Origin of the sequence: Pseudoalteromonas sp. MEBiC 03607 (assembly GCF_004792295.1) — a bacterium.
Taxonomy (GTDB): Bacteria; Pseudomonadota; Gammaproteobacteria; order Enterobacterales; family Alteromonadaceae; genus Pseudoalteromonas; species Pseudoalteromonas lipolytica_C.
Genome location: NZ_SRRY01000002.1, coordinates 414324 through 426437, shown reverse-complemented (window position 1 = coordinate 426437; position 12114 = coordinate 414324). Strand labels below are relative to the sequence as shown.

17 protein-coding genes are annotated in these 12114 nt (G+C 40.6%); 7 read left to right on the top strand and 10 right to left on the bottom strand.

Features of this window, described 5'->3' with window-relative positions; genetic code table 11:
* Positions 1-29 precede the first annotated feature (29 nt).
* The gene (locus E5N72_RS18925; RefSeq protein WP_135926660.1) at positions 30-563 is read left to right on the top strand and encodes a lipocalin family protein; all 534 of its coding nucleotides are present in this window, start codon (positions 30-32) and stop codon (positions 561-563) included.
* A 213-nt stretch (positions 564-776) separates the two neighbouring features.
* On the opposite strand, the gene E5N72_RS18920 is transcribed toward E5N72_RS18925, so the two are convergent.
* From E5N72_RS18920 to E5N72_RS18910, 3 genes are read right to left on the bottom strand one after another with little or no spacing between them, the layout of a single operon-like run.
* The gene (locus tag E5N72_RS18920; protein ID WP_135926659.1) at positions 777-1112 is read right to left on the bottom strand and encodes a DUF3325 domain-containing protein; all 336 of its coding nucleotides are present in this window, start codon (positions 1110-1112) and stop codon (positions 777-779) included.
* Positions 1109-2710, bottom strand: a complete 1602-nt coding sequence (locus E5N72_RS18915; protein WP_135926658.1) for a PepSY-associated TM helix domain-containing protein — start codon at positions 2708-2710, stop codon at positions 1109-1111. The genes E5N72_RS18920 and E5N72_RS18915 overlap by 4 nt, the downstream gene beginning before the upstream one ends.
* The gene (locus E5N72_RS18910) at positions 2707-3051 is read right to left on the bottom strand and encodes a hypothetical protein (protein WP_240704562.1); all 345 of its coding nucleotides are present in this window, start codon (positions 3049-3051) and stop codon (positions 2707-2709) included. The genes E5N72_RS18915 and E5N72_RS18910 overlap by 4 nt, the downstream gene beginning before the upstream one ends.
* A gap of 201 nt (positions 3052-3252) precedes the next feature.
* On the opposite strand from E5N72_RS18910, the gene E5N72_RS18905 reads away from it, so the two are divergent.
* Genes E5N72_RS18905 through E5N72_RS18890 form a run of 4 tightly spaced genes read left to right on the top strand, consistent with a single transcriptional unit; the run spans position 3253 to position 5656 of the window.
* Entirely contained in the window at positions 3253-3945 is a 693-nt protein-coding gene (locus E5N72_RS18905) for an aspartate/glutamate racemase family protein (protein ID WP_135926657.1), read from the top strand.
* A 9-nt stretch (positions 3946-3954) separates the two neighbouring features.
* Entirely contained in the window at positions 3955-4317 is a 363-nt protein-coding gene (locus E5N72_RS18900) for a VOC family protein (protein WP_135926656.1), read from the top strand.
* 19 nt (positions 4318-4336) lie between these two features.
* Positions 4337-4918, top strand: coding sequence for a uracil-DNA glycosylase family protein (locus E5N72_RS18895; protein WP_135926655.1), 582 nt, complete (start codon positions 4337-4339; stop codon positions 4916-4918).
* Between the two features lie 3 nt (positions 4919-4921).
* A complete protein-coding gene (locus E5N72_RS18890; RefSeq protein ID WP_135926654.1) occupies positions 4922-5656 on the top strand; it encodes a phytanoyl-CoA dioxygenase family protein in 735 nt (244 codons plus the stop codon).
* A gap of 47 nt (positions 5657-5703) precedes the next feature.
* Here the strand turns inward: E5N72_RS18890 and E5N72_RS18885 are convergent, their stop codons facing one another.
* On the bottom strand, positions 5704-6252 hold the full coding sequence (locus E5N72_RS18885; RefSeq protein ID WP_135926653.1) for a short-chain dehydrogenase: 549 nt from the start codon (positions 6250-6252) through the stop codon (positions 5704-5706).
* 111 nt (positions 6253-6363) lie between these two features.
* Between E5N72_RS18885 and arfB the strand changes: the two genes are divergently transcribed.
* Positions 6364-6777, top strand: coding sequence for an alternative ribosome rescue aminoacyl-tRNA hydrolase ArfB (arfB, locus tag E5N72_RS18880; protein ID WP_135926652.1), 414 nt, complete (start codon positions 6364-6366; stop codon positions 6775-6777).
* Positions 6778-6912: 135 nt separating this feature from the next.
* Positions 6913-7230, top strand: coding sequence for a hypothetical protein (locus tag E5N72_RS18875; RefSeq protein ID WP_135926651.1), 318 nt, complete (start codon positions 6913-6915; stop codon positions 7228-7230).
* Positions 7231-7250: 20 nt separating this feature from the next.
* Here E5N72_RS18875 and E5N72_RS18870 read toward each other — a convergent pair whose 3' ends face one another.
* The 6 genes from E5N72_RS18870 to E5N72_RS18845 form a co-directional block, all read right to left on the bottom strand.
* Positions 7251-8285, bottom strand: a complete 1035-nt coding sequence (locus tag E5N72_RS18870) for a DUF2955 domain-containing protein (protein ID WP_135926650.1) — start codon at positions 8283-8285, stop codon at positions 7251-7253.
* A gap of 13 nt (positions 8286-8298) precedes the next feature.
* Entirely contained in the window at positions 8299-9360 is a 1062-nt protein-coding gene (locus E5N72_RS18865; protein ID WP_135926649.1) for an HlyD family secretion protein, read from the bottom strand.
* 4 nt (positions 9361-9364) lie between these two features.
* Entirely contained in the window at positions 9365-9841 is a 477-nt protein-coding gene (locus E5N72_RS18860) for a MarR family transcriptional regulator (RefSeq protein WP_135926648.1), read from the bottom strand.
* 135 nt (positions 9842-9976) lie between these two features.
* On the bottom strand, positions 9977-10453 hold the full coding sequence (locus E5N72_RS18855) for a TlpA disulfide reductase family protein (protein ID WP_135926647.1): 477 nt from the start codon (positions 10451-10453) through the stop codon (positions 9977-9979).
* A complete protein-coding gene (locus E5N72_RS18850) occupies positions 10450-11340 on the bottom strand; it encodes a fused MFS/spermidine synthase (protein WP_135926646.1) in 891 nt (296 codons plus the stop codon). The genes E5N72_RS18855 and E5N72_RS18850 overlap by 4 nt, the downstream gene beginning before the upstream one ends.
* A complete protein-coding gene (locus E5N72_RS18845) occupies positions 11325-11951 on the bottom strand; it encodes a fused MFS/spermidine synthase (protein WP_135926645.1) in 627 nt (208 codons plus the stop codon). The genes E5N72_RS18850 and E5N72_RS18845 overlap by 16 nt, the downstream gene beginning before the upstream one ends.
* Positions 11952-12114 lie beyond the last annotated feature (163 nt).

Sequence of the window (12114 nt, the reverse complement as noted above, 5' to 3'; positions counted from 1 at the left end):
TAATTTGTTTATTTAAAAGGAGTATAAGCGTGCAAAAATCATTAAAACTTTTAGGGGTTATATTTATTACTGCGATTATTTCGGCCTGTACTGGCGTGCCGGATGACATCAAACCCGTCGATAATTTTGAACTAGAAAAATACACAGGAACTTGGTACGAAATTGCACGTCTGGATCACTCATTTGAAAGAGGCTTAGAAGGTATTACTGCTCAATACTCGATTAATCCTGATGGCACTGTAAAAGTCATCAATAAAGGCTACAGCGTTGAAGATAAAGCATGGCAGCAAGCAGAAGGAAAGGCGAAGTTTGCAGAGCAGCAAGACATAGGCCACCTAGAAGTATCATTCTTTGGGCCATTTTACAGCTCTTACGTGGTGTTTGAATTAGACAAACAGGATTATCAATACGCTTATATCACAGGCTACAACAAAGACTATTTATGGTTTTTGTCGCGTACACCTACTGTAACAGAACAGCAAATGCAGGATTTTATAAATACAGCTAAACAGTATGGCTTCAAAACAGATGAACTTATCTATGTTGACCATAAAAACCTGTAAAGGGGCTTTACAACTGTCTTGGAAATATCACGAATGTGCAACACAACTGTAATGGACATTATGCAAACTATGCATCGTTAAATTGAAGCAACATGTGATCCCCCAATTTAATCCCCTGCTTGGGTAGGCAATGCCTACCCATTTTTTTTATATCATTTCGATTAATTAAATATTATTGCCGGTTGATATCAGATCAGCATTTTACTAACTAGACTATAAAATCATCACTGAAAAGCCACTTAACAGCAAAACAGACATAGTTAATACACTGACATACTTCACCCAAGAAACGGTAAAACTGTATAAAATCATGAGCATAACTACACTTAATGCCATATAACCACAAAACAGCAGAGCACCATAACCACCATCATTAAGCACACTAAGCAGCAAACTTAGTAAAATAGTGATCCAGCCACTCATCAAAAAGCTATGCCGCTGTTTTTCGGTTAATTTCTTTTTAAACACATCACGAAAATGATTGAACTTTGCAAGTGCAAAACAATTAAACCCCAAAAAGCAGAGACTAAATTGCAGTAACTCCATCATCCTTGTTGCTCCTTTAACAGCCTGTTTTTATTTGATTTAGCCTTATTTATCACGGTTTTATGGCTAGGTATTTTTTTGCTTTGTAGTAAAAACAGCAGCCCAGCACAAATAAACGCACTATCGATACCGAATAAAGCCCACTGTTTAGTTAGTAAATACGTGATCCAATTACCATCAGTCGTCAGTGCATTTACCACCGGCACTAAAAAGCAAGCTATGGCATTAAGCCATGCACTATAGCGCCAATGATGTTTTTCTCGGCCGCTCACAGCGATAATTAGCATCGCCAGCCAAGCTAAGAAAAACACGAGTATTTCTTTATCGGCACGCTCAGCTAACTCTAAAGGCAATAAACGGTTAGCAATAAAGAAAGCTGCTGTAGCAAAAGGTAAGCCCATCAGTGTGGCCAAATTTAGTGTCTCAACCAGCTTAAGTCCAAAGCTTGGTTTTTGGTCTGCTTTGAGTCTCTCACGTAAGCGCTTAGCCCACATAATGCAGCCTGTAGCAATCATGGCACAACCAGCTACGCCACAGAAAAAATACAACCAACGCAGTAAAGGCTCCGCTAAGCGAGCACTATGCAATGCGGTCATTGAGTCATAAAACTGCGCTGAAGCGCTCCAATCCTCACCAGAACTTGCTTCTAGTTCACCTGTTACACCATTGAATAAGTAGCGCGGTCCGTTATCTACAACATCTTTACCGGTTGCTAAATAAACCACTATTTGCGAGGTCGCTGTATTGGCATTTCTTACAAACACATAGCTAATGTCGGCATTTGGTGACTTAGTATAAATCTGATCTAACACGTCGTTAATTGCAATCAAGGGGCGCTGCTCTTCACTAGGCTTTGCACGTTTGTTGATGGGTAACGCTTCTTCAAACATTTGCTTCAAGCCATCTTCATATACAGTTTCAGCAGGGTAGGGGAACAACATAAATATGAGAGTGATAATCCCCGTATAAGTGATCATAATATGAAATGGCAGTGCCAGTACTGACGAAACATTGTGTGCATCGAGCCAACTTCGGCTGCCTTTGTTTGCTCTAAAGCTAAACATATCTTTAAAAATACGTTTGTGGATCACTATGCCTGTTATAAGCGCTACCAACATAAATAATGAGGCTAAACAAACAATTATCCGTGCAGTAAATACATCTATGTAATGTAAATCAAAGTGCAAGCGATAGAAAAAGTTACCTCCCTTGGTTTCCCGAGGTTCGGGGATTTGTTCTAAGGTATTTGGATCTAGATGCGTATAGTTGAAAGGTGCACGGCGCTGACCAGGCTGTTTAGGCTCAGCAAACCCATAGCTTAAAACAGGGTTACGCGGCTCAGGTAAGTTTATCCGCCAAGATAATGAATTAGGTGCCTGTTGCTGTAATTGCGCAAACACATAATTAATTTGCTCAGCTTGAGACTGAACACGTTGCACTTGCTGCTTTACATGATGCGTTTCGGGCTCAGCCCAAATAGTGATTTCATCTTTGAAAAAGCTGATAGTGCCTGCAAAAAATATCAAGAATAATAACCAGCATACCAATAAGCCCACCCAGGTATGAAGCCATGTCATGGAGCGGAAAAAACTCTCTTTCATAGCCATCCCTTAATAAATGAAAGGGCCAGCAATTGCCCACTAGTAGTTAGTAAAATAGTGATCCAAACAGTCTTCAAAGACTTAACGGCAAACACCCAAATAAACACGCAACAGTAAAAAAATACCGAAAGAGTCGTGGTCAACAGCACACTGTCGAGTTTATTAAGAGGTAGTAACACAGCTAATAATGAAATAAGTACACTGGTAAAAGCGTAACCCCCCATGATGGCTGCAACAAAACGCAAAAACACAGCAACACGATAAGAGAGGCTCACAGAGCGCTTTCTAGCTGTATTTTTAGGGCGATTGCCTGCCATTGCATCTAATGATTGAGAATGCATGATAATCCCTTAGAAAATAACACAAGAAGAAAAACCCGTATTATATCGCCAGCAAACAGAAAAGATAGTAGTTATCATTTGCATAAACGTATTAAATAATGAAACAGAACCAACTAAGTCGTTATGTTAGTAAAATAATGATCTGCTAGCTTTGTTCTGTGCAATATCATATGGTGTTAAGTAAATACAAAGGGAGTTGCAATGAAAACGATAGGCTTAATCGGAGGCATGAGTTGGGAGTCTACACAAAGTTACTACCAGCTTTTAAATCAAGGCATTAAAAATAAACTGGGGGGGCTGCACAGTGCCAAGATAGTGCTTGTCAGTCTCGATTTTGCCAGCATAGCAGCGCTACAACAGCAACAAGATTGGCCACAAATGGCCGAGATACTCATTAAAGCAGCCAAACAAGTTGAAGCTGCTGGCGCAGATTATTTATTAATTTGTACCAATACAATGCATAAACTAGCAGAGCAAGTACAAGCAGCCGTTGCAATTCCTTTGTTACACATCGCCGATGCAGTTGGTGAAAACCTGATCCAACACAACTTTAAAAAAGTGGCTTTGTTGGGTACCCACTTCACTATGGAACAAGACTTTTACAAACAGCGTTTAGCAGATAAATTCGCAAAAGACGTGTTAATCCCTGATGTTCAGGGGCGTGAAACAGTGCACCGCATCATTTATGATGAACTATGTAAAGGCATAATCAAGCCAGAATCCAAAGCTGAGTATTTAACTATTATTGATAAGCTAACTCAGCAAGGTGCAGAAGCGGTTATTCTTGGCTGCACAGAAATAGGATTACTAGTACAACAATCCGATACCTCAATACCATTACTTGATAGTACAGCAGTTCATTGCGCTATGGCGCTTGAGAATAGTTTAAAATAGGAGCAGATTATGTCGAACCACCATAGCTTAAATTATGTTGAATTTGCCGCCAAAGATTTAGCTGCAACAAAAGCATTTTTTCATCAGGTTTTTAAATGGCAATTTACCGATTATGGCCCTGAGTATACGGCTTTTAGCGCTGGATCTGCGGGTCTTGATGGCGGTTTTTATCAAGCGCCATTAACTAGCTTAACCAGTAATGGTGGCGCGCTACTGGTGCTTTATTCAAATAATATTAAAGACACTCAAGCGCAGGTAGAAAAACACGGCGGCACAATTATTAAGCCCTTGTTTGATTTTCCTGGAGGCTGTCGTTTTCACTTCATAGAGCCAAGTGGTAATGAGTTAGCTGTTTGGTCAAAACAAGCATAGATCATATTTTTACTAACTGATGAGTACTCAATCGTTATTACAACAAGTTAGTAAATGCGTGATCTGTGAACCGCATTTACCACTTGGGGCACGCCCTGTTATTCAATTTAACCCACAAGCTCGCATTTTAATTGCCGGTCAAGCCCCGGGGATTAAAGTACATGAAAGTGGCAAACCATTCGATGATGCAAGTGGCCAAAGGCTTCGCTCTTGGCTTGGTGTAACGAGCGATGAGTTTTACGATGACTGCAATTTTGCTATTTTACCGATGGGCTTTTGCTACCCAGGCAAAGGCAAGTCTGGCGATTTACCGCCAAGAAAAGAGTGCGCTGTAGCATGGCGCGAAAAACTTTTAGCGCAGCTCAATAATATTGAGCTCACCATTATCTTAGGTAAATACGCGCAGGCATATCATTTGCCTCACACTAAGCAGCTACCCTTAACTGAGTTAGTAAAATCGTGGCGTGAATATTGGCCAAGTTACTTGCCACTGCCTCACCCAAGCCCTCGCAATAATATCTGGCTGAAGAAAAATCCGTGGTTTGAGCAACAAGTATTGCCTGAGCTTAGTAGTAAAATACGTACAATTTTAGCAAGGTAAAAAATGAAAAATACCTTTTTTGCTGAACACGGCTATTACCATGTAAAGGGCCTTTACACAGAGAGTGAGCTTAGCAAAGTAAGGCCTATTCTCGATAAATTTCATCATCATTGGTTGCAAGAAAACCAAGGCTTTTATCAATCGAAAGGGATTAATAGCTCAGGATTGACTGGCGCCGCATGTTTAAGTACTGAGGAAAAGTGTACTCTTTTTGAATTTATCTGTGCCGATACATTATTAGAACAGGTTAAAGGCATTGTTGCTGTTCCTCAGTTTATGAATACTCAATTATTCTTTAATCCTTACAAACCCAAACAAGCAAACTATTGGCATCGCGATATGCAATATCACTTAGAGCTTGAAGCGCAAAAGGCAGCACTTTGCGGCCCTGAAGTATTGCATTGCCGCGTTGCTTTTGAAGATGAACTGGGCATAGAGCTAATACCGGGTAGTCATAAAAATTGGGATTCAGATGAAGAGTTAGCAGTTAGATTAGAGCAGCAGGGTGCTCGCAATAGTGACTCATTGACTCGCGGTAAACGTGTAGCACTCAAAAAAGGTGACTTACTTATATTTTCGGCAAATATGATCCATCGTGGCTTATATGGCATGAATCGTTTTGCCCTTGATATTCTTTACTTTGAGCGGCACCCAAGCCTTAATGAGTTTGTACAAACTGGATTTTTACCAACTGCAGAACAAAAGCAGCAATTAAAAAACGCGATGGTATTTGAGTAAGCAAAAAAAAGCGGCTACTTAGCCGCTTTCTTTATTTCATTGTGCTGTTACTGCAACATTGCAAACAATTCTTTTAACTGCGGCATGTATTGCTTAACTAAGTTAACGTTACTTTCGCTTACATCCACTGTTGCAGTACTTGCTTTAACACCTTCTAAAGCACCCACCATTGAGCGAGTCCCCGCATCTGATGATGATGCCGTTAAGCTCTGTAAACCACTCATTGCTTGATTTACACGTTGCTTGTTCTCTTCTGACATTCCCGCTTTAAGGTTTTCTAAATACGCCATTGATACCTCTGAGCCAACAGTAACTAACTGTTCTGGCGTAAACCCGTATTGCTTGGTTAACGCTTCAAACTCAGTATAAAGCTCATGCTCTTTAATGTGACCTAACGCATTCATAACGGACGAGCTATCTGCACTTCCTAGCATACCACTTAGGTCAACAGTATTCAGTTCTGGCTGGTTTTGTGACCAGTTAACTACAGCAGGTAATGCTTTAATGTAACGCTGTAATTGGTTCTCAGTTATATCTTCAGCGAGACTTGAAAAACTCATTGCAAGTAAACTGATTGAAAAAAGTAGGGCTTTCATGTGGATCTCCTTTCGTTCATATTTGTCGCAACTAGCATGAATCAAAGGGCAATTATACTCAGCTAATTACAAATGTTACACTTGCATTTTTATCACAGCTAACTGAACCTGATGTTAATTATTTCTAATACTGTCACTATCGATGAATGGGAGCTCGACTTTAGCGCAATTCGCTCACAGGGTGCGGGCGGACAAAATGTCAATAAAGTTGCCAGTGCTATTCATTTACGGTTTGATATAAAACGCTCTAAGCTACCTGACTTTTATAAACAACGTTTACTTAATTTAAATGACTCTCGAATCACCAAAGAAGGCGTTATAGTCATTAAGTCGCAAACACATCGAACTCAAGAATTAAATAAAGAAGACGCACTTAATCGATTAAAAGAATTGATCATCAGTGCTACTCAAGTACAAAAAAAGCGAAGGGCTACAAAACCCACCAAAAGTTCTCAGCGGAAACGCATGGATAGCAAAACAAAAAGGGGACAAACAAAAGCATTAAGGAAAAACATCGATATATAACTTTATTGTTAACAGACCGCTCAAAAAGCAAACAAAACTGTAAAGAAGTGTAACGTGTTAACAAAGTTAATTGATGGTTAACTCCACTAATACTATAATATTCATACTATCTCACTTATTTGCAAGGAGCCGCTGATGGGTCTCAAAACACACATTGTTGCGTCGTTAATGATAACGCTGTCAGCGCTGCCAATCACCAGCCACGCTGTTGATTCTTGGCAAGCCGGAAGCGCTTACCCGCAAGGAAGTGAAACTTGCTACAATGAAATTCTTTACAAAGCTAGATGGTGGGCAACGCCAGGTGAAGAACCAGGTAGTTCACAATGGGGGGCATGGGTCGCTGATGTCGCTTCAAAAACATGTGTAGAGAGCGTCGTTAACAAACAAGAAAACCTACTAAAATCGTTACCGACTATTATTGAAAATAATCAGAAAAAAGAGAGCTCAAATTAGCTCTCTTTTTTAATGATTTACTAGTCAAATGTATGGTGACGAGTTACTTCAAAACGATTAAGTAAGTGATGCATTACATAGACCGCACAAAGACTTACTAAAATTGCCACTGACACCGACGAAAATCGATATAACGCGCTGTATACCAGATCTTGGCCCGGCCCTAATGATTGACCAAACAAAATGCCAAATGTGGTGATAATACCAAAACCAACACCCGGAATACCGCCAGCAATAATGTGATAACGACTAAAAATAAAAGTCAAAATCCATAAAATTAACGCCGGAAATATCAAAATATCGGTATGGTTATACAAAAATAACTGTGCCACTAACGCTAAGTTACATCCAATCAATGTACCTATCGCACGTTGCCATGCAGCCATACCTGCCGCTTTCCAGCATAACGAAAACAAAATCAGTACCGACGCTGCTTGAGCTGAGATTGAATCTTGTAAGTCAAATACCTGAAATACAACAAATGACAAGGTTGCTACGGTTGAACAAAGTAATACTTCATGACGCACACTTTCTTTTGCTTTTTCTGGCATAACCCGACCTTGGCGTGGTGCAACATCAGGAAATAAACCATGCATTAGCATCGAGAACACCACAGTAACCACAACAGCAACGGCATTGCTAATGATCAACGGATAAATACTTACCCCACCACCGGTGTAGGTCGAAAAATGCAATTGAATAGACAAACTCACCACCGTTGTGGCACCAAATAAAAAGTTAGCGCCACGGCTCATTTGATAAAACAAAAAAGCAAATGCGATAAAGCTCATCATCGTCATAACCACAGGCAGGTGTGCAAATAGACCTTGCACAACCAGCACAAACAGTGCACTAAACACCGCGCCTGCGTAAAACTGACGAATAATATGCATGTTAAGCACGGGTACTAAGCCGAGCAATAACATAGGGTAAACTGTAAAAAAGATGCCATTAGGCCAGTTCATCAATTTTGCCAGTGCAAACCCTAATGCTGAGCCCGTGGCAATGCGAAGCGCTTGGCGCAAACCATTACCATCGAGTTGCAATACTGACATAACTCACCCTGCCTTAGTAAATAAAGTGCAGAACACTGATGAAGCGAATTTGCATGCTCGCAAACCAGCTGCCTATGCTTGAGTCAGGCAAAAGCTGAACAGTTGCACGCGCACCACTTGGAAATTTAGCTAACATCTGGTGCTCATCTAGTTGAATATGAATACGTTGGCGCTGTGCATCACGTACCCAACGATTACTACTTTCAGTAGCACTGAGCAAACCGTTTGCATTAAGCTGACCATCACTGACACCTGCTTCAAAGCTAATAATTTTGCCCGTAAACACTTTGCCCGGTAGCGCATCAAAGCTTACTTTTGCAGTGCTACCAATTTCTACATGAACCAAAGACTTTTCACGAAAATCAGCCACTAAATCAGCTTTATTAGCAACAATCGCCATTAGCGGCTGGCCCTTATTTGCATAGGTACCCGGTGTTACTTGTAGGTTGGCTGTTTTACCGTCGGTATCGGCTGTCACTGTGGTATACGACAGGTTTAGTTTCGCTTGCTCAAGCTGGTTTTGGGCATGGCGAAGCGCTAAATTGTCATCACCTATTTTACCGCGTGCTAATTTGGCCTCGCTAAGCTGGGCTTCAATCGCAGCCACATTTGCCTTGCTTGATTGGTAGTTCGCATTGATTGTTTCGTACTCTTGCTCCGAAATAGAGCGCTTTTTCAATAACGACTCACCGCGCTCAAATAAAAGCGTTTGTTCATGCAGTTTTGCCTGTGCTGCCGCAAGCTGAGCTTCTATTGCCTTAACACTGCTATCTAAACGTTGGTTTTGTAGTTTCGCATCATCATAAGCGAGTTCTGCCTGCTGAACGGCAAGCTTAAAAGGCTCGTCGTTAATCTTAAACAAGGCTTGCTGTTTTTCGACGGCTTGATTATTAGTCACTAACACATCAGTCACACGACCACTTACCTGCGGGGTCACTTGCACAACAGGGTGATAAACACGGGCCTGCGGTGTGACAGGCATGTACAGATCAGCAATCACAAAATATAAAAATAAAACAATAAAACCCGCTAAAGAGATTTTTACGTAACGGGCAAATTTTTGGTCCGGTGTCATAAGGTTACTTATCTCCTGAATAATGACGGATACACTGACGAGCATTTTGCTCCATCTGAATTAAACCATGCGCCATCGTATCGAGTTGCTCTGTGGTTAAGTCAGCATAAAGGTGCTCTTTCACATCAGCGATAATCACCTGTAATGTGTCTAACAATTGTAGACCTTGCTGTGTGAAGTACAGACGTTTACTGCGTTTATCGTCTGCATCAGCTTTGCGAGCAATAATCTCTTGTTGCTCAAGCTGCTTAATAGTGCGAGTTAACGATGGCATTTCAATGCCCAAGCTATTTGCCAACTCTTGTTGGGTGCAACCTTGGTTTAGATGAAACAGATGCATCATCGCGGTCCAACGAGATTGAGTAAGACCCAAAGGCTCGACCGCCAAGGTTACAGCATCGCGACATAAACGATGCACACGGCCCATACTGCCGCACAGTGTTAAATCAAGAGTTTCGTGAAAAGGGGGAGTGGAAGACATAATGCGCTCCATTTACTTAGCATGCTAACTATTTTAATGTAGTTAGCATGCTAAGTAAATGTTGATGCAATTAATAAAACAGATAGCTATGTTCGATAAAAGCGAACAACCGCAAGAGTTATGCGAAGAACAATACTATTTTGCAATTAACTCTTTGATATGACTTTCATAGAGGTCTAATTTATCAGCAACAAATCCTGTATGTTGGAACCGTACTAAGCCCTCTTTATCGATTAAAAAACTACTAGGCATTCCTTTAAGTTGGTATTGCCTGCCAATAACAGCATCAGGGTCGTAAATAATAGTAAAGTTCACTGCAAACTCAGCTAAAAACGCATCGGCATCACTGCGCTCAACATCAATATTTACAGCTATCACTTCAAGTCCTTGCTGTTGATACTTGTTCTGCATCGCTATAAACCAAGGAAACGACCGTCGACATGGACTACACCAAGATGCCCAAAAATCGAGTAACACAACTTTCCCTTTATATTGGCTCAGTAGTTTAGACAATTGCTGCTGACTTGCAGTTAAAGGAGCTGTAGAAGATTGCTCTGCCATAGCAGCAGAGCTCGTTAATAAAAGAAGTGCAATTAAGATGTGTTTGATCATTGATAATTTAACAAGTTCGCAGGTGAATATTGGTCAGTGAGTACCTTGGTATCCGCGGGCCAATCTTGATTACCCTTAGTATAAAACAAATGTTCACGCAGTAACTGCAAATCAACATCGTAAGGGGTTAACTTATTTGCGAGTTTATTGGCGCGTTCTGCTAATTGTTGCTGACTAGGCATAGTCTCGAAGCCTGCCAAAATAATGCGATTAGAGTTTTCGTCGGTCACAACATTAACAAAGTCACCAAACACATCAAAGTAAGTTGCCGACTCATGCTGGTACAATTTACTCGATGAAAAAGTATTTGCTGCAACAATGCCGCCATCAGCCAGTATACTTTTTACTTCTGCAAAAAATTCCTTAGTGAGAAGGTGCTCAGGGATATAATCGCCATTAAAGGCATCAAGAATTATCCAATCGTACTTTTGCTTTTTAAGTGCAGCGCGTTTGATAAAAATACGCCCATCTTGCACTTTAGATGTCACATTATCGGTTTCTACAAAACTAAAATAATCACGGGCGACTTTTATTACTGCAGGGTCAATTTCGACATTTTCGATACTCGCTTCAGGATAAAGCTCATGTATAGTATTAGAGAGTGAGCCACCTCCCAAACCAATGATCAATACATTTTGCGGGTTATCAATAAATAGTAGGCTTGCAAAGGTCATTTTGGTGTAATTAAACACCAGCTTTTTAGGCTTACTTTCATACATACAACTTTGCGTACTTTTACGAGTTTTTTCGTTGAATTTTAAACACAGTAAGTCGCCAGACTTCTCAACTAAGATATTGCGATAAAGCGAGCGCTCTTTATGGATTACTTCAGCCAACCCGCTAAAGGGCAGCACTATGAGAAAACAAATCATTAAGACTCTAAACATACAGTACGCTCCTTTGTTTTTATTTGACTAACAGCAATTGCAAGCAAACCAAGCGCGCCTAATACCGCTGCAAAGGTTTTAATAATGTCGTTAACATCAAAAGCTAACACCATATAAAAAGAGGTAATAATCGTGCCAAGAGCGCTTCCTAGGGTGCTCACAAAATACAAACCACCGGCAACCTGACCACTTTTTTCATGATCGGTAACCAATAATCGCACTGAATAAGGAGAGATCATGCCCAGTATTGTTGTAGGGATAAAAAACAACGCCGTTGATGCCAGTAACGAGCCATAACGGCTGTCTTCAACATGAGTGAAAATAAAGGTCATAATTGGCTCGGCAAATAGTACAATCGGCACCACCATAATGCTCGCAACAAAGAAAATAAGACCGTATTTAGTTAACGAAGGGTTGCGAGTAGAGAGCTTGCCGCCAAGCAAATAACCGATTGATAAGCTCAGCATAAAAACAGTGATAATACTGCCCCATATATGCACACTACTACCAAAGTAAGGCGCTAATATTCGCCCGCCTAAAAGCTCAATTCCCATAATACAAAAGCCGCTACTAAAGGCTAGAAAGTAGATAAGCGCATTGATTTTATTCATTAAACACCCGCTGATTTTGTTGTTATTTTACCCATCTTAACCTGATGCAGTTAAGGATGCCATGACTGTTTTTTAAGCTGTAAAGGCCGTTTACAAAATGATAGCTAATGAAATAAATAGTAAAAAAGGCTAGGTTAAAGCACATATGCTCTGGTATTTTAAC